The sequence below is a fragment of the Methylocystis sp. H62 genome (assembly GCF_015709515.1).
Lineage (GTDB): Bacteria > Pseudomonadota > Alphaproteobacteria > Rhizobiales > Beijerinckiaceae > Methylocystis.
Genome location: NZ_JADNQZ010000050.1, coordinates 37,483 through 54,622, shown reverse-complemented (window position 1 = coordinate 54,622; position 17,140 = coordinate 37,483). Strand labels below are relative to the sequence as shown.

The window sequence follows — 17,140 nt, the reverse complement described above, 5'->3', positions numbered from 1 at the left end:
TCACGCGAAAAACCGGGTCCCGCTTTTTCGCAGCGCGCTCTTTTGAGATCAGCTCTTCCAGCCGGAATGGATCGCGACCACGCCGCCCGTCAGCCGCTCGAAGCCCGTGCGCCGAAAGCCCGCCTTGCGGATCATCCGTTCGAATTCTTCCGCGCTCGGGAATTTGCGGATCGATTCGACGAGATAGCGGTAGGGCTCGGAATCTCCCGCGACAAGCTTGCCGATCGCCGGAATGACGTTGAACGAATAGGCTTCGTAGAGCTTGTCGAGGCCCGGAACGGCGACCTGCGAAAACTCAAGGCACAGGAAGCGGCCGCCGGGCTTCAGCACGCGATGGGCTTCGGCGAGGGCGACGTCGATGCGCGGCACGTTGCGAATGCCGAAAGCGACCGTGTAGCTGTCGAAATGCGCGTCGGGAAACGGCAGCGATTCGGCATTGGCCTGCACGAACTCGACGCCGGAAACGCCGCGCTCGCGCGCACGATCGCGGCCCACTTCGAGCATATCGCCATTGATGTCGAGCACGACGATTTCCGCGTCATGCGCCGCGCTCGCGGAGATACGAAAAGCGACGTCGCCCGTGCCGCCCGCGACGTCGAGATGGCGAAAGCCCGTGCGCCCCCGCGCATTGACCTTGGCGACGAGCGTGTCCTTCCACAGCCGGTGCATACCTGCGGACATCAGGTCGTTCATGATATCGTAGCGCCGGGCGACCTTGTGGAAGACGTCGTCGACGAGGCCCTGTTTCTCGTTCAAGGGGACCTCGGAATAGCCGAAATGGGTCGAGCCCTCTCGCTCGGAAGTTCGATCAATCATCAGGCGCTCGGGTGACGAGGAAGGAAGGGGAGGGTATAGCCTGTCGCCGAGCCGGTGGCTACGCCCGCGCCGCCCCAGCCCGCCGGCTGTCTGACGGGGTCAATCCACTTCATGCCAGAGCTGCCCGAAGTCGAAACCGTGCGACGGGGATTGGCGCCCGCGCTCGTCGGCGCGACGATCGAGCGCGTCGAACTGAGACGCCACAATCTGCGCTTTGCTTTCCCCGAGCGCTTCGCCGCGCGTCTTCAGGACCGGCGCGTTCTCGACCTTCGCCGGCGCGCGAAATATCTCCTCGCCGATCTCGACGACGGCCATTCGCTGATCATGCATCTTGGCATGAGCGGCTCGTTTCGGATCGATGAAGAAACGCCAGGCGCGTTTCACCACAAGCGCGACAAAAACGCCGTGCATGACCATGTCGTCTTGCATCTCGATCATGGGCGGCGCGTCGTCTACAACGACCCGCGCCGTTTCGGCTACATGCTGCTCATCGCCACGCACGCCATCGATGAGGACAAGCTCTTTCGCGGCCTCGGCGTCGAGCCTTTGAACGGCGAGCTCGACGCCGCGTTCCTTGCCCGAGCCTTTGGCGGACGCGCGGCGCCGGCGAAGGCGCTGCTGCTCGACCAGCGCCTGATCGCCGGCCTCGGCAACATCTACGTCTGCGAGGCGCTGCATCGCGCCCATATTTCGCCGCTGCGCGCCGCGGGCTCGCTCGTTCTCGCCAGCGGCCGGCCGACGGCGGCGCTGGCGCGGCTGCCGGAGGCGATCAAGGATGTCTTGACGGATGCGCTGAAGGCCGGCGGCTCGTCCTTGCGCGATCATCGCCAGATCGACGGCTCGCTCGGCTATTTCCAGCACAGTTTCCGCGTCTACGACCGCGAAGGCGCCGCCTGCCCGACCCCGGGCTGCAAGGGAACGATCACGCGCGTCGTTCAATCCGGCCGCTCGACGTTTTATTGTCCCGGCTGTCAGAAGTAACGCCCTTGCGAGGCGGCCCGCGGCGAGCTTAATAACCCCCATGTCCCAAAATGCAGTCGCGCCAAAGCCGACGCTCGCCGTCGCCGGCCTTTCTAAAACTTATGGCGATCGCCGGGTGGTCGGCCCACTCGATTTCTCGCTGGAGGCCGGCTCCGTCTGCGGGCTGCTCGGCGGCAATGGCGCCGGCAAGACCACGACGATCGGCATGGTGATGGGGCTGATCGAACCGACCCAAGGTTCGGTCCACGCTTTCGGCTGCGACATGTCGCGCGAGCGCTACGGCGCGCTCGGTCGGATGAACTTCGAAAGTCCCTATGTCGACATGCCCCATCGCCTCACCGTGCGACAAAATTTGCGCGTCTTCGGCATGCTCTACGACGTCGCGGATCTTAACGCGAAGATCGAACAGCTTGCGAAGGATCTGGCGCTGGGCGATTTCCTCGACCGCCAGACCGGGCGCCTGTCCGCAGGCCAGAAGACGCGCGTGGCCATCGCCAAATCGCTGATCAACGACCCGCAGCTCTTGCTGCTGGACGAACCGACGGCGTCGCTCGACCCCGACACGGCGGACTGGGTGCGCGCGCGGTTAGAGGCGCATCGGCGCACGCATAATTGCGCCATTCTGCTCGCGTCCCACAATATGAGCGAGGTCGAACGTCTGTGCGACCGTGTCCTGATGTTGAAGGACGGGACGCTCGTCGACGATGATTCGCCCGCAAGCCTCCTGGCGCGCTATGGCCGCGACACGCTCGAAGAAGTATTTCTCGACGTCGCCCGCGGCCGCGTCGACGGAGCCCCGGCATGAATGTTTCCGTCAAGCGCATCGGCGCGATGGTGCTGCGCTACGCCTATCTCCTGCGCGCGTCCTATACGCGCGTGCTCGACATCATCTATTGGCCGACCGTCCAGCTCCTCACCTGGGGATTTCTGCAGACCTATCTCGTGCGCGCCGGCGCTCTCGCGGCCCCTGGCGGGGCGGCGCAGGCCGCCGGCACGCTGATCGGCGCCATTCTTCTGTGGGACATTCTGCTGCGCGGACAACAGGGCTTCTGTTTCTCCTTCATCGAGGAATTGTGGTCGCGCAATCTCCCCAACATTCTGATGAGCCCGCTGCGGCCGGCGGAATTCGTCGGCGCGCTTGTGGCCTTGAGCCTCATTCGATTGGCCGTCGGCGTCCTTCCCGTCACGATCTTTGCGATCCTGTTCTTCGGCTTCAATCTCTGGGCGCTCGGCATCGCTTTCGCCGCTTTCTTCGTCGTGCTGATGCTTTTCGCCTGGAGCATCGGCCTCTTCGTCTCCGGCATTCTGCTGCGTTATGGACTTGGCGCGGAAAACCTCGTCTGGTCGCTGATGTTCTTCGTGCAGCCGCTGGGCGCCGTCTATTATCCTGTGACCACGCTGCCCAACTGGCTGCAGCCGATTTCGTGGATGCTGCCGCCGACCTATGTGTTCGAAGGTCTGCGCGGCGTATTGATCGATCACGTCGTCCGCTGGGATCTGCTGGCGCAGGGCTTCGCGATCGACGTCGTGTTGTTCGCGGCCGCATCGGCGGCGTTCGGCCTGCTGCTGAAAAGCGCACGGCGCGCCGGCACGCTGCTGCAGACGGGAGAATGACGATGGCCGCGAGCCGCGCCGACTCGGCGCTCCATGCGCGCGGGCTTTTCGAGAGTCGCGCCAAAGCGCGCGAGGCGATCGAGGCCGGGCTTGTCACCGTCGACGGCCGCATCGTCAAAAAGCCCTCCGAGCCGATCGCCGCCGACGCGCATATTGTCGCGCAGGCGGCTTACCCCTGGGTGTCGCGCGGCGGCGTGAAGCTTGCGCATGGGCTTGAACAGTTCAGCGTCGATCCGACGGGGCGCTTCTGTCTCGACGTCGGCGCTTCGACGGGCGGATTCACCGACGTTCTGCTGACGCGCGGCGCGCGCCATGTCGTCGCCATCGACGTCGGTCACGGGCAACTTCATGCGCGGTTGCGCGGCGATCCGCGCCTGACATCGCTTGAAGGGCAGGACGCGCGCACGCTGACGGCCGCGCATCTTGCTGAGCCGCCGAGCCTGATCGTGATCGACGCGAGCTTCATTTCGCTTAGCGTCCTGCTGCCGCAGGTCCTTTCGCGCGCCGCGCCGCGCGCCGATCTTCTCGCGCTGATCAAGCCGCAGTTCGAAGCCGGGCGCGCTGCGGTGAAGAAGGGTGTGGTGCGCGACGAGAAGATTCACGCACAGGTTTGCGCGCGCATCGAAGGCGACATCGAAGCTTTGGGCTGGCGTGTAAGCGGCGTCATTCCTTCCCCGATCGAGGGCGGCGACGGCAATCGCGAATTTTTGATTCACGCGGCACGATCATGAGCGTGGAGCGTCTTCGCGTCGAACGGCTTGGCAATCGCGGCGAGGGCGTGGCGCTGCTCGGCGCGCGGCGCGTCTTCATTCCTTATGCGCTGGCCGGCGAGACCGTGACGGCGGAGGTCGACGGCGAGCATGCCCGCCTCGTCGACATCGTCGAAGCGTCGCCGCAGCGCATCGCGCCGATCTGTCCTTACTTTAGCGATTGTGGCGGCTGCGCCGTTCAAACGCTGCGCGCCGACGCCTATGCGGACTGGAAGCGCAGCCTCGTCGAAACGGCGCTCGCCAATGCGGGGCTGACGCTCGACGTCGCGCCGACCGTCGACGCGCATGGCGCCGGCCGGCGGCGCGTGACGTTTCACGCGCGATCTGACTTCCGGAAGGCGCAGGTCGGCTATATGGCGGCGCGTTCGCATCGCATCGTCGAGATCGAGGCCTGCCCCTTGCTCGCGCCCGAACTTGCCGGCGCGCTGCCCGCCGCCCGCGCGATCGCCGCAATTCTCGCGCCGCGGGGCAAGCCGCTCGACATCGCCGTCACGGCGACCCTCGGCGGCCTCGACGTGGAGCTGCGCGGCGCCGGGCCGCTCGACGATTTCGAAATCCGTGCGCTGCTCGCCGCGGCTGACGCGCATGATCTCGCGCGGCTGACGAATCACGGCAAGCTTATCGCCCTACGCCGGGCGCCGCAGATCAAAATCGGCGAGGCGACGCTCACGCTTCCGCCTGGCGCTTTCCTGCAGGCGACGGAGGCAGGCGAAGAAACGCTCGCGGCCCGCGTTCTGAGCGCGACGGCGAAAGCGCAAAACTTCGCCGATCTGTTTTGCGGCGTCGGCGCCTTCGCGCTTCGGCTGGCGCGGCGCGCGCAAGTGAAAGCCTATGATACAGACGCCGGCGCACTCGCGGCGATGCGCGCCGCGGCGCATGCGACGCCAGGTCTGCGCGCACTCGAAGGCGTCGCCCGCGATCTCTTCACGCGTCCGCTCAGCGCCAGTGAACTCAATGAGTTCGACGCCGTCGTGTTCGATCCGCCGCGCGCCGGGGCCGCCGCTCAGGCGGCTGAAATCGCGCGATCGGAAGTTCCGATCGTCGTCGCCGTCTCCTGCCATGCACAAAGTTTCGCCCGCGACGCCGCAATTTTGCTCAAAGGCGGGTACGTCATCCGGGAAATCACGCCGCTCGATCAGTTCCGCTATGCCGCGCATGTCGAGATCGCAGCCGTTTTTGAGAAGTCGAGTGGACGCAAATCCGCAAAACGGCGTCTGCTTGGATGAAATTGTCGGCGCCGGCGTCGCTCTTGCGTGCCAAGAATGTCACAGGACAGTCAAGAAACGCAGAGGCGCGGCCGGGTTCTGGCAGAGCGGAGTTGCCGGGCGCCCAAATCAGGCATAGGATTTGCGAGTGCTCCAGCGTAGCCGGAAATTCAATGATTTCCGAGGTCTGGAAGGAGAACGTCATGATGAATGCGCTTATCGCCGCGACATTATGCAGTATCGTCCTCGCAAGCGCGCCTGTCGCCGCGCGCGCTTATGTCTACGCCCGCCGCAAAGATGATCGCCGCCGTCCCTATCGCTAAGGACAGCGCGACAAAAAGGGCGCATCTTACTGACTGTGACAGCCAATCGGTCTGACGCGCCTCTTTTGCTTTCTCGTCTCGCGGCCATCGTCGGCGAGGCGGCCGTCGTAACGGATGCGACGGCGATGTCCCCTTACCTGGCTGAGCCTCGCGACCTCTATCATGGCCGCGCGCTCTGCGTTCTCAAGCCAGGAAGCCCGCAAGAAGTCGCCGGCGTCCTGGCGCTGTGCAACGAAACCGGCGCGTCCGTAACGCCCCAGGGCGGCAACACCGGACTCGTCGGCGGACAAACCCCCGACCCAGCCGGCGCATCCGTCGTGCTCTCGCTCGAACGTCTCAATCAGATTCGCGCCGTCGACGCGACGGCCGACGCGATGACGGTCGAGGCCGGCGTCACGCTGTCGCAGGCGCAAGACGCCGCGCAGGCCGCCGACCGCTACTTCCCGCTTTCGCTGGCCTCCGAAGGCAGCTGCACCATCGGCGGCAATCTCGCGACCAACGCCGGCGGGGTGCATGTCCTCGCCTATGGCTCGATGCGCGATTTGGTGCTGGGCGTCGAGGTCGCGCTTGCCAACGGACGGCTGCTCTCGACCCTCGGCGCCCTGCGCAAGGACAACACCGGCTACGATTTGACGCGCCTGTTTGTCGGTTCGGAAGGCACGCTCGGCGTCATCACCGCCGCGACGCTGAAGCTTTTCCCGCCCCCGCGCTCCCACGCCGTCGCCTTTCTCGGGCTCCGCGATCCAGCTCAGGCGCTTTTGCTGCTGAACTTCGTCAAAGGCCGTGCGGGTCCGATGCTCCACGCCTTCGAACTCGTGTCGCGGCAGGGCCTCGAACTCGTCCTGCGTCACATTCCTGGGGCGCGCGATCCTCTGGCGCAGCCGCACGACTGGTATGCGCTGATCGAGCTTGCCGCCTTCGCCGATGGCGAAGCCGAGCGCGCCGCAGCCGAGATTCTCGCCGCCGCCATCGACGCCGATCTGGCCCAGGACGCGACCCTGGCGCAATCGCTGGATCAGGCGCGCGCGCTCTGGAAGCTGCGCGAAAGCATGTCGGAAGCCCAGAAGCGCGAAGGCGGCTCGATCAAGCACGACATCGCCGTTCCGGTGAACGCGATTCCGCGCTTCATCGAGGAGGCTGGGCGACGGCTGCGCGACGCTTTCCCGCTGGCGCGGCCGGTGCCCTTCGGCCATATGGGCGACGGCAACATCCACTATAATGTCTCGCAGCCTGTCGGCGCCGATAGAGCGGAATTCATCGCGCGCTGGGCGGAGGTCAACGCCATCGTCCACGGCGTCGTGCATGAGTTCGGCGGCTCGATTTCCGCCGAACATGGAATCGGACGGCTGAAGCGCGATTTATTGCGCGAAACGAAAGACCCCGTTGCGCTCGACGCCATGCGCGCCATCAAGGCGGCGCTCGACCCCAACGGCATCCTCAATCCGGGCGTGTTGCTTTAGCTTCGGCGTTGCGGACAGACGATCTTCACCGTGATCCCGTCCCTGTAGATGAAATATTCGACGCAAGACTGGCCATTGACGTCGACCGGCCGCTTGCCGACGTCGGCGGCGCGCAGGAAATCCGTCATCGACGTATGGCCCTTGTCGTCCCAATCCATTTCCGCCCAGTCGTAGCCTTGCCGCCAGGCCGTGATGGCGCGCGAAAGGAAAAAGAACGCCGGAATCGCCAGGAGCGCGGCGATGGTCGTCACAATGAGCCATTTGCCGAAGCGCGCCGACATGTCATCCTTTCCTGGAACGTTTCACCTCGGTGAGCGCCCATTCAGCGGTTTTTTCCCGACAGGCCGCGCCCTGAAGGCTTTCCTCAGTTTCTTTCACGACGATGTCGCCATGAAAGGCGCGGCAGATTCTGCCTTCCAGCGGATAGGCCTGGCCCACCGGGGTGAAGGAGCCCTTCGCGCCGCTCTGCGGATTGTCCCAATTGACGCTCGTCCCGCTTCCTTGCGGATCGAGCGCGGTGCTCAGCGCGGCGATGGCGCGGCGCTGATCTTCCGAATCGAGCGCGCCGGACAGTTTGGGAGGAGATTTTGGAATCGCGCTTGTGACGTCCGACGCGACGCGTTCCGAATTCCACATGACGGAAGGGTCGGAGGCCATGGGCACGGCGATCGAACAGCCGGCGAGGCCGCCGGCCGTCGCCGTCAGGACAATGAGCCTTGCGCCGCGCGACATTTGAGCAATGACGCAAGCGGCGGTATGTCTGACGCACTGGAACTGCAAAGCGCCACCTTTGAAGCGCCGATCTTTGAATCGGCTTGAGAAAGGACTCTCGCTTGAACGCGTTAACGTCGGGTGACTTTGTCGAGGCCGCCGAACCTTTCGCATTGTTTGGTCAATGGTTCCAGGAGGCTCAACTCAAGGAGCCGAACGATCCCGAGGCGATGGTCTTGGCGACGGCCGACGCGCACGGCCTGCCCGACGCGCGCATGGTGCTCCTGAAGGAATGGACGCCAGAGGGTTTCGTCTTCTACACCAACGCCGAGAGCGCCAAGGGGCGCCAACTCGAGGCCAACATGCAGGCGGCGGGGCTCTTTCACTGGAAGTCGCTGCGCCGGCAGGTGCGGCTGCGCGGACCCGTCAGCCGCGTCAGCGACGCCGAGGCGGACGAATATTTCGCCAGCCGGCCGCGCGATTCCCGCATTGGCGCGTGGGCGAGCCAACAGTCGCGCCCGCTGGAAAGCCGGTTCGCGCTCGAAAAGTCCGTCGCCGTCTTCGCCGCCAAATATGCGGTGGGCGGCATTCCCCGCCCGCCTTATTGGCGCGGCTTTCGAATTGCGCCGGTCGCGATGGAATTCTGGTCCGATCGGCCGTTCCGGCTCCACGACCGCGTCCGCTTTTTCCGGGCCGAGCCGGGTCAAGATTGGCAAAAGGAGCGGCTCTATCCATGACAGGGCAAGCAAAGCGCGCGACGGCGGCGCTCGTTGTGGCGGCGGCCGCGGCGCTTTTTTCGGCCGAGGCCGCCGCGCAGGATCCTTTCGATTTCCTTTTCGGCGGCGGCTACGACGGCCCCCGCCGCGCCCGACGCGCGCCCAGCGCGCCGAGACGGTCGGAACGTCCGCCGCCGCGCAAGCGGGACGGCGCCGCGCAGACCCAAACCAAGCGTCAAAATCAACAATCCCCCGGCGCGCCAGCAACCACCGGCGCGCCGGCGGCGCCAAGCGGACCGGAGGGGCCGCCGCCGCCCTACGATCCCCAGATCACGCGGCTCTCGGAAGTCCTCGGCGCGCTGGCCTTCCTGCGCGACCTCTGCGGGTCGGGCGACGGCGAGGAATGGCGGGGGAAGATGTCGGCGCTGCTCGACGCCGACGCCCCCAGCGGCGCGCGCCGCCAGAGGCTCATGGCGTCGTTCAACCACGGATTTCGCGGCTATGAGCTGACCTATCGGGCCTGCACGCCCAACGCCAAGACGGTGATCTCCCGCTATCTCGCTGAGGCGTCCCGGCTGACCCGCGACATCACCTATCGCTACGGAAACCCCTAAGCGGACTCGCGAAATTAACCTTCCGGCGAGCGTCGCCTCGCGCGGCGCGGGCGGCTTCTCTAGAGTGGCGTCATGAACGAATTGAACGTCGCCTCGCTCTACGACTTGGGCGGGGACCAGCACCGAGCCGCCCTCGCCTATGTCACCGAGGCTTTCGCCGAGGCGATTCTCGCGGGGATCGAAAGCGATTCCTTCGCGCATGCCGCCCTCTGCGCGGCGTTGCGCGAACTGGTGGCCACCTATGGCGAGGAATCGGTGGCGGTGTTCGCGGAAACGCTGCCCGCGAGGCTGCGGGCGGGGGAATTCACCACCGGCTTGAGACATTAGATCACGCTGGATGTGGTCAACGTCCGAATGCGGATCAATCTCAAAAGTTTAGGGCGGGCTCTGCGCCGAAATCGCCGCCACTTTTGCGTAGCGCGCGCCAGTCGCTTGCGGTTATTCGCCGCGTCCCCGCGAATGCGGACTGACTTTTGCACTGCAAGGCCCTAGAACGCCGGACGCCGCGGGCGTAGACGCCCGGCGGCTTTGCACAGCGACTCCTGCGCCTTAAATCCGAAACGACATGCCCCGCACGCTTCTGTGTCTCGCACGACACGGCGAGACCAACTGGAATATCGAAAGGCGCTTTCAGGGCCAGTTCGACATTGCGCTGAACGCCCGCGGACGCGCGCAGGCGGCCGCCCTGGCGAAGGAGCTCGCCGGCGCGCATTTCGACAGAGTCTATTCGAGCGACCTGCGTCGCGCGCTCGCGACAGCGACGCCGATCGCCGGCGCGCGCGGCCTCGACGTCGCCAAGACCCCAGCGCTGCGCGAGAAAGACGACGGCGTTTGGCAGGGCCACACCCATGCGGAAGTGCAGGCGACGCACGCCGACATCTATCCGAACTATCTGACGCGCCGGCCGGATTTCGCCGCGCCGCAAGGCGAAAGCCTGGAACATTTCGCCGAGCGGGTGCGCCGGGCTTTGACCCAGATCGCCCGGGAAAGCGCCGGCGAGACCGTGCTCGTCGTCGCCCATGCGGGCGTGCTCGACATCGCCTGGCGCCTCGCCGCCGGCAAGAGGCTCGACGAAAAGCGCGAGCATCCGGTGCTCAACGCCACGCCGAATTGGATCGCTTATGAGGACGGGAAATGGTCGCTCGTCGACTGGGCGACGCCGGAGGGACGCGCCGAAATCGCCGCGCCATGGGACGGCCGCGAACTGCCACGCCGCGAAGCCGCGCGCGCCTTGATCGTCGATCAGGATAACGACGTCCTGCTGATGCGCTACGCCGGCGGGCTCACGCCGCATTTTCTGGCGCTCGGACATCATCACTTCTGGGCGACGCCGGGCGGCGCGGTCATGGAAGGCGAGGACTTCGAGTCGGCGCTGCGTCGGGAGGTCTATGAAGAGACGGGCCTCACCCTTCTCGATCCCGGTCCGGTCGTCGCGACGCGCGAATTTCCGATGGAGATCGGCGACGACTGGCATCAGGCGGCAGAGCGCTATTTTCTCATCCGCACCGAACGCTTCGCGATCGAGCCGCGCGACCTGACCGAGGAGGAAAAAATCCATGTGCTCGGCTGGCGCTGGTGGAGCGCGGACGAGATCGCGGTCTCGCACGATCTGATTTTCCCCGAAGGGCTCGAGGCGCTGCTGCGAAAGGTCAGCAAGTGATGGGCGCGCTCGAGGCGCGCTCGCACGCGCCTCTCCGGCTATTTCGTCATAAAGACGTCCCTGCGCGGGAATTTCTCGAAGACCGACGGATCCTGCCCGAAATTCGTCGCGAGAATGTCCGTCGGATTGCCGGCGATCCATTGCGACAGATCGATCGTCTGATAATGCGCGTTGTTGAAGACGATCAGCACGCGCACCGTCTCGGTCCCGACATTTTCGAGCGAATGACCCATGCCCTGTGGAATGTAGCCGACGTCGCCTTTCGAGAACGTCTCCTGGCGCCAGCGGCCCTTTGACCCAAACAGCGTGACGCAAAGCTGGCCGCTCAGCACATATTGCCATTCGGACGCATTGGGGTGCCAATGCAGTTCGCGAAGCGAGCCTGGCTCCATTTCCAGAACGACGCCGGTCATCGTCGTCGAAATCGGGAATTGCGAGCCGTCGACGCGCCACTCGATTCCGCCGGGGAACGTCTCGAAGGGCTTCTGCGACAGAAGGCTGTATTTGTGGGTGAGCGGCGGCGGCTTCCATCCCTGCAACGGTCGCGTGGGGGTCTCCGGCGGATTATTGCCCCGTGCGAAATAGACTTCCTGCTTGGGGAAACTGTCGAAGGTCGACGCCGGGACGCCGAAATTCTTGGCGAGCAGCTCCTTGGGCGCATGGCCGAGCCAGTCGCTGATGCTGAAGGTGCCGAATTCGGAGAAATAGCCGTTGTCGAAGACGAGGATGAAATGACACAGGTCTTTTCCCAGCGTCTCGATGACATGGCCATGGCCGCGCGGAAAATACCAAAGATCGCCCGCCTCAAAGTCATTGGTCTCCGAGCATCCCGCCGGATCGATGACGGTGGTGCGCACCCGTCCCTCGGTGACGAAGCCCCATTCGGCGGCGGTCGCGTGCCAATGAAGCTCGCGCATGACGCCCTGCTCCATGCGCATTGAAACGCCGGCGATATCCTTGGAGATCGGCAGCTGCGCGACGGTCGCTTCCTTGCCATAGCTGGCGCCGTCGACGCGTCCTTGAGATTTTTCAAGCTCGAACTTGAACGTCGGCAGCTCGGCGCCCGAGGTCACGGGATCGGGCACATTGTTATGGAAGCTCGTGTGTCCGCCTTCCGAGCTTATCGGGATCGTCAATGAGAACATTACCAGCCCCCGCTATTCTGACTGTGTGTCGCAATCTCTCGTCGCATGACAAGCACATCGGCTGATTCTGAATCGCGACGGCTCAGCTTGCGAGCATGCCTGCTCGGATCGCGCGCGACAAGCCGCGGCTGCGGCGACTGCGCTTCGCCCCGCCGATGAAATTCTCCCGACGCGATTTACATTGGTGACAAAGGGAAGCCTTAAGGCGAAAACTTCTTGCGCAGAAGCGGCCCTTCCCGGCCTTGCCAAGTAGATCCTGTGCCCGGCCGTCCCGGCCCCTCGTGGAGACAAATGTGACGCCAGCGACGACCGCCAACGCGCCCGCTCCGCAACGCGGCGATATGCGCCGCTCCGTGCATGTGCCCGAAGGCGGCAGATTTCTCCGGCGGCTCTTCGTGTTTCTGGGTCCCGGCTATCTCGTCGCCACCGGCTATATGGACCCCGGCAATTGGGCGACGGCGCTCGCCGGCGGCTCGAAATTCGGCACGGCGCTGCTTTTCGTCGCCGTGCTGTCGAGCTTAATGGCGATCGTCCTGCAATCCCTTGCGGCCCGGCTCGGCGTCGGCGCGGAGCTGGATCTCGCGCAGGCCTGCCGGCGGCATTATCCCTTCCCGGCCGCGGTCGGGCTCTGGATCTTGGCGGAAGTCGGCATTTTCGCCACGGATCTCGCCGAAGTGATCGGCACCGCCATCGGCCTGCAATTGCTGTTCGGCCTGCCGCTTGCGGTCGGCATCCTGATCACGGTGCTCGACACCTTTCTGGTGCTTGCTTTGGAGCGGGCCGGCTTTCGCAAGATCGAGCTTTTCGTGGTGGCGATGCTGGCGCTCATCGCCTTTTCCTTCCTCGCGCAACTCATCATGGCGCACCCAGATCTGGCGCAGGTCGCGCAAGGACTCGTGCCGACCCGGCGCTTTTTCACCGATCCCGAGATGCTCTACATCGGCCTCGGCATTCTCGGCGCGACGGTGATGCCGCATAATCTCTTCCTGCACTCTTTCGTCGTGCAGACCCGCGCCGTGGCCGAGCCGCTCGACAAGAAGCGCGAGGCGATTCGCTTCGCGGTGATCGACAGCACGCTGGCGCTGTTTCTCGCGCTGTTCGTCAACGGCGCCATCCTCGTTCTCGCCGCCGCCGTCTTCCACGCGACCGGCCATACCGAAGTCGCGGAGCTTGGCGAGGCCTACAGGCTGATCGCGCCGCTGCTCGGACAACCGGTGGCGGCGACGCTCTTCGCCGTCGCGCTCATCGCCTGCGGGCTCAATTCGACCGTGACCGCCACCCTCACCGGCCAGATCGTCATGGAAGGATTTGTGCGACTGCGGATGAAGCCGGCGACGCGCCGCCTCATCACCCGCTGCATCGCGATCGCGCCGGCGATCGGCGTGACGCTTTACGCCGGCGAATCGGCGACGGCGCAGCTGCTCGTCATGAGCCAGGTGGCGCTGAGCGTGACGCTGCCGTTCGCCGTCGTGCCGCTCGTCGCCTTCACGGCGCAGCGCAGCGTGATGGGAGAACTCGTCGCGCCCAAACGCACCACCGCGCTTGCGGCGCTCATCGCCGTCGTCATCATCGCGCTGAACGCGAAGCTGCTCTGGGACGCCGTAGCGGGCTGAGCCTTTGCGGCTGTGACAAACTGCCCAGCATTGCCAAGCCGACGCATCTGGCTTAACTCGACGCAGTTTTTTGGAGCTGCGTCGAGATGAAACTTCCCAATCAATTCTATCGTCCGCTCGCCATCGGCGCCCCGGCGCCGCTGCGCGAACCGCCCGTCAAGGTCGAGCGGATGATCCATTTCGTGCCGCCGCATCTCGAAAAATTCCGCGCCAAGGTTCCCGAACTCGTCAAACAGGTCGACGTCGTCCTCGGCAATCTCGAGGACGCGATTCCCGCCGACGCCAAGGAAGCCGCCCGCGCCGGCTTCATTGAAATGGCCAAGGCGACCGACTTCGGCTCGACTGGCCTGTGGACGCGCATGAATGCGCTGAACAGCCCCTGGGCGCTCGAGGACATGATCGAGATCGTCGGCGCGGTCGGAAGCAAGCTCGACGTCGTCATGCTGCCCAAGGTCGAGGGACCCTGGGACATCGCCTATCTCGACCAGCTCCTGGCGCAACTCGAAGCGCGGCATCGCGTAACGAAGCCGATCCTTATTCACGCCATTCTGGAGACGGCGGAAGGCGTCAAGAATGTCGACGCCATCGCTTCGGCCTCGCCGCGCATGCATGGCATTTCGCTCGGACCGGCCGATCTCGCCGCGTCCCGGGCGATGAAGACGACCCGGGTCGGCGGCGGCCATCCGGACTACAAGGTCATCGCCGACGCCGAGCCCGGCCAGGACCTGCGCGCCTCGTTCCAGCAGGACCTTTGGCATTACACCATCGCCAAGATGGTCGACGCCTGCGCTTCCGCCGGCATCAAGGCCTTCTATGGCCCCTTCGGCGATTTCTCCGACGCCCCCGCCTGCGAGGCGCAGTTCCGCAACGCCTTTCTGCTCGGCTGCGCCGGCGCCTGGTCGCTGCATCCGTCGCAGATCGCCATCGCCAAGAAGGTCTTCTCGCCCGATCCGCAAGAGGTCGCCTTCGCCAGGCGGGTGCTCGACGCGATGCCGGACGGCACCGGCGCGGTGATGATCGACGGCCGAATGCAGGACGACGCCACCTGGAAGCAGTGCAAGGTCGTCGTCGACCTCGCCAAGCAGGTCGCCGCCAAAGACGCCGACCTCGCCACGCTCTACGGATTCTGAGAGGATTTGGCTGTGGCGCCACGTCCGATTGACGGCTGCGCCCCGGCTGCGTTACTAAAAGGCAAGTAAACAGCGTGTTAAAGGCGCCTTGGAATGCCGCGAGAAAACTCCGCGAAATTTTCTATTGGACAGGTGGTCAAGCATCGCCGCTATCCGTTCCGCGGCGTGATCTATGACGTTGATCCGGTGTTCGCCAACACTGAAGAGTGGTGGCTTTCGATTCCGGAAGAGCTGCGTCCGAACAAGGATCAGCCTTTCTATCACCTCTTCGCCGAGAACGCCGAAACCGAATATGTCGCCTATGTGTCGGAGCAAAATCTGCTGCCCGACAACAGTAACAGGCCGGTGCGCCATCCGCAGGTCGATGAGACCTTCGAGCGCGATGACGACGGCGTCTACCGCATGCGGGCGCCCAAGCGCCACTGAGCGGCGGCGCTCGCGATCGGCCCGCGCGCGGCCGCATTGCGAAAAAAACACGCAGCCGCTGGGATTGACGAGCGCGCGAATCGACCACATTTTGGTTGCAGGTCGAACTTCATCGCGGGAGAGACCGGCGCTCGCGCCGGCGCCGAAGGCGAAACCGCCCCGGAAACGCTCAGGCCCAAAGGACCGCGACGAAGTAGAAACTCTGGAAAGCGGCGAAGCGCGCAAGCGATTCGCCCACCGAAGGGCGTAACCTGACGCTTTTAGCGCAGGGAAATCTCTCAGGTCACCGGACAGAGGGGGCGCGTAGCGAAGTTTGAGCTTTGCTGCGCCAACCATTGTCTGGCGGAGTTGATGGTGACCGAATCCGACGTCGCGACCGCTGCGCCTCCCGCGCTGGTCAAACTCCCGCTCGACGCCGTTCATCGACGTCTCGGCGCGCGCATGGCGCCTTTCGCCGGCTATGAGATGCCGCTGCACTATGAGCAGGGCATCGTCGCCGAAACGCTGCATACGCGGCGTGGCGCAAGCCTGTTCGACGTTTCGCATATGGGTCAGGCGATCCTCGCCGGCGCGCGCGCCGCACGGGCGCTCGAAAGCCTGACGCCGGCCGATTTGGCGTCGCTTTCGCCGGAGCGCACGCGTTACACGCAGCTGCTCAACGAGCGCGGCGGCATTCTCGACGATCTTCTCGTCACCCGTCTGCCAGGCGTCGAGGAGCGGCTGCTGCTTGTGGTCAACGCCTCGCGCAAGCAAGCCGATTTCGCGCTTATCGCGACCGCGTTGCCCCAGTTCGACTTTAATCCTTTGGACCGCGCGTTGCTCGCCCTTCAGGGCCCGCGCGCGTCCTCGGTCCTCGGCGCACTCCTCCCCGGCGCCGAGGACCTTCCTTTCATGGGATGGCGCGCCTTCGACTTCGGCGGCGCGCCGCTCTTCGTGTCGCGCAGCGGCTATACGGGCGAAGACGGATTCGAGCTGTCGCTGCGCGCCGAGCATGCCGAAGACCTTGCGCGCCTGTTGCTGTCGCATGAGGACGTCGCGCCGGCGGGCCTTGGCGCCCGCGACGCCTTGCGGCTGGAGGCCGGCCTGCCGCTCTATGGCCACGACCTCGACGAAACCACCGATCCGGTCGAAGCGGGGCTCGGTTGGTCGATCGGCAAACGCCGACGCATCGAAGGCGGATTTCCCGGCTTCGAACGCATTCGGCGCGCGCTTGAGCGGGGCCCCGCTCGCAGGCGCGTCGGGCTCGAGCCGCAAACAAAGGCGCCGCTGCGGGACGGCGCGGAACTTTCAGCGCACGACGGCGAAGCTGTCGGCCATGTGACGTCGGGCGGCTTTTCGCCGACGCTGCAACGCCCCATCGCGATGGGCTATGTCGCCAGCAATCATGCGAATGTCGGCGCGACGCTTTCGGCGCCGCTGCGCGACAAACGCATCGACGTCACAGTGGCGGCTTTGCCTTTTGTCCCGCATCGCTATTTCAAAGCGCCGGCTGGAAAGGACGCGAGATGACCGATCTTCGCTACTCCAAGGATCATGAATATGTCGCGCTCGATGGCGACCTCGCGACGCTGGGCATATCGGACTATGCGCAGTCGCAGCTCGGCGACATCGTCTTCATCGAACTGCCCGAAGTCGGCAAGAAGGTCGCAAAGGGCAAAGAGATCGCGGTCATCGAGAGCGTAAAGGCCGCCAGCGAAGTCTATTCGCCGGTGAGCGGCGAAGTCGTCGAAGTCAATCCGGAGCTTGGCGAAGCGCCGGCGCTCGTCAACGACGATCCGCTCGGACGCGGGTGGCTCATCAAGGTGAGAGTCAGCGACCCGGGCGAATGCGTATCGCTGATGGACGACGCCGCCTATTCGAGCTTCCTGAAGACGATCTAGAGCAGGTTCGATGAGAACATGCTCCAGCATTTCGATGTTGAGCGATTCCTATCGATCACATGATTCGATGTGATCG

General features: G+C 64.9%; 19 protein-coding genes and 1 riboswitch. Of the genes, 15 read left to right on the top strand and 4 right to left on the bottom strand.

Annotated features, from left to right (window positions below):
- Positions 1–48: 48 nt before the first annotated feature.
- Positions 49–819, bottom strand: coding sequence for a bifunctional demethylmenaquinone methyltransferase/2-methoxy-6-polyprenyl-1,4-benzoquinol methylase UbiE (gene ubiE, locus IYY11_RS08210; protein ID WP_196403511.1), 771 nt, complete (start codon positions 817–819; stop codon positions 49–51).
- A 108-nt stretch (positions 820–927) separates the two neighbouring features.
- Here ubiE and mutM point away from each other — a divergent pair, with 108 nt between their 5' ends.
- From mutM to IYY11_RS08180, 6 genes are all read left to right on the top strand, one after another.
- Positions 928–1,797: a bifunctional DNA-formamidopyrimidine glycosylase/DNA-(apurinic or apyrimidinic site) lyase gene (gene mutM / locus IYY11_RS08205; RefSeq protein ID WP_196403417.1), complete on the top strand. Its 870-nt coding sequence runs from the start codon at positions 928–930 to the stop codon at positions 1,795–1,797.
- Positions 1,798–1,837: 40 nt separating this feature from the next.
- Positions 1,838–2,602 carry an ABC transporter ATP-binding protein gene (locus IYY11_RS08200; protein ID WP_196403416.1) on the top strand — a complete coding sequence of 255 codons (765 nt, stop codon included), beginning with the start codon at positions 1,838–1,840 and terminating at the stop codon, positions 2,600–2,602.
- Positions 2,599–3,411, top strand: coding sequence for an ABC transporter permease (locus IYY11_RS08195; RefSeq protein WP_196403415.1), 813 nt, complete (start codon positions 2,599–2,601; stop codon positions 3,409–3,411). The genes IYY11_RS08200 and IYY11_RS08195 overlap by 4 nt, the downstream gene beginning before the upstream one ends.
- Positions 3,412–3,413: 2 nt before the next feature.
- Entirely contained in the window at positions 3,414–4,142 is a 729-nt protein-coding gene (locus IYY11_RS08190; RefSeq protein ID WP_246719770.1) for a TlyA family RNA methyltransferase, read from the top strand.
- On the top strand, positions 4,139–5,407 hold the full coding sequence (locus tag IYY11_RS08185; RefSeq protein ID WP_196403413.1) for a class I SAM-dependent RNA methyltransferase: 1,269 nt from the start codon (positions 4,139–4,141) through the stop codon (positions 5,405–5,407). The genes IYY11_RS08190 and IYY11_RS08185 overlap by 4 nt, the downstream gene beginning before the upstream one ends.
- 337 nt (positions 5,408–5,744) lie before the next feature.
- The gene (locus IYY11_RS08180) at positions 5,745–7,169 is read left to right on the top strand and encodes an FAD-binding oxidoreductase (RefSeq protein WP_196403412.1); all 1,425 of its coding nucleotides are present in this window, start codon (positions 5,745–5,747) and stop codon (positions 7,167–7,169) included.
- Here the strand turns inward: IYY11_RS08180 and IYY11_RS08175 are convergent.
- The gene (locus tag IYY11_RS08175; protein WP_196403411.1) at positions 7,166–7,450 is read right to left on the bottom strand and encodes a hypothetical protein; all 285 of its coding nucleotides are present in this window, start codon (positions 7,448–7,450) and stop codon (positions 7,166–7,168) included. The genes IYY11_RS08180 and IYY11_RS08175 overlap by 4 nt on opposite strands.
- 1 nt (position 7,451) lies before the next feature.
- Positions 7,452–7,901, bottom strand: coding sequence for an RT0821/Lpp0805 family surface protein (locus IYY11_RS08170; RefSeq protein ID WP_196403410.1), 450 nt, complete (start codon positions 7,899–7,901; stop codon positions 7,452–7,454).
- Positions 7,902–8,002: 101 nt separating this feature from the next.
- On the opposite strand from IYY11_RS08170, the gene pdxH reads away from it, so the two are divergent.
- The 4 genes from pdxH (at position 8,003) to IYY11_RS08150 (ending at position 10,870) form a co-directional block, all read left to right on the top strand.
- Positions 8,003–8,617, top strand: coding sequence for a pyridoxamine 5'-phosphate oxidase (pdxH, locus tag IYY11_RS08165; RefSeq protein WP_196403409.1), 615 nt, complete (start codon positions 8,003–8,005; stop codon positions 8,615–8,617).
- Complete coding sequence (locus tag IYY11_RS08160) at positions 8,614–9,210, top strand: TIGR02301 family protein (RefSeq protein WP_196403408.1); 597 nt, start codon at positions 8,614–8,616, stop codon at positions 9,208–9,210. Before pdxH ends, IYY11_RS08160 begins: the two co-directional genes overlap by 4 nt.
- Before the next feature lie 72 nt (positions 9,211–9,282).
- The gene (locus tag IYY11_RS08155) at positions 9,283–9,537 is read left to right on the top strand and encodes a hypothetical protein (RefSeq protein WP_018406540.1); all 255 of its coding nucleotides are present in this window, start codon (positions 9,283–9,285) and stop codon (positions 9,535–9,537) included.
- A 238-nt stretch (positions 9,538–9,775) separates the two neighbouring features.
- A complete protein-coding gene (locus tag IYY11_RS08150) occupies positions 9,776–10,870 on the top strand; it encodes a histidine phosphatase family protein (RefSeq protein WP_196403407.1) in 1,095 nt (364 codons plus the stop codon).
- 38 nt (positions 10,871–10,908) lie between these two features.
- Here the strand turns inward: IYY11_RS08150 and IYY11_RS08145 are convergent, their stop codons facing one another.
- Positions 10,909–12,015, bottom strand: a complete 1,107-nt coding sequence (locus tag IYY11_RS08145) for a cupin domain-containing protein (protein ID WP_196403406.1) — start codon at positions 12,013–12,015, stop codon at positions 10,909–10,911.
- 281 nt (positions 12,016–12,296) lie between these two features.
- Here IYY11_RS08145 and IYY11_RS08140 point away from each other — a divergent pair, with 281 nt between their 5' ends.
- From IYY11_RS08140 to gcvH, 5 genes are all read left to right on the top strand, one after another.
- Complete coding sequence (locus IYY11_RS08140) at positions 12,297–13,628, top strand: Nramp family divalent metal transporter (RefSeq protein WP_196403405.1); 1,332 nt, start codon at positions 12,297–12,299, stop codon at positions 13,626–13,628.
- A gap of 86 nt (positions 13,629–13,714) precedes the next feature.
- A complete protein-coding gene (locus IYY11_RS08135) occupies positions 13,715–14,758 on the top strand; it encodes an HpcH/HpaI aldolase/citrate lyase family protein (protein WP_196403404.1) in 1,044 nt (347 codons plus the stop codon).
- Between the two features lie 93 nt (positions 14,759–14,851).
- Positions 14,852–15,184: a heat shock protein HspQ gene (gene hspQ, locus IYY11_RS08130; RefSeq protein ID WP_018406534.1), complete on the top strand. Its 333-nt coding sequence runs from the start codon at positions 14,852–14,854 to the stop codon at positions 15,182–15,184.
- 105 nt (positions 15,185–15,289) lie between these two features.
- Positions 15,290–15,380: riboswitch (glycine riboswitch) on the top strand.
- A gap of 155 nt (positions 15,381–15,535) precedes the next feature.
- Complete coding sequence (gene gcvT / locus IYY11_RS08125; protein WP_196403403.1) at positions 15,536–16,693, top strand: glycine cleavage system aminomethyltransferase GcvT; 1,158 nt, start codon at positions 15,536–15,538, stop codon at positions 16,691–16,693.
- A complete protein-coding gene (gene gcvH / locus IYY11_RS08120; protein WP_196403402.1) occupies positions 16,690–17,064 on the top strand; it encodes a glycine cleavage system protein GcvH in 375 nt (124 codons plus the stop codon). The genes gcvT and gcvH overlap by 4 nt, the downstream gene beginning before the upstream one ends.
- Positions 17,065–17,140: the final 76 nt, after the last annotated feature.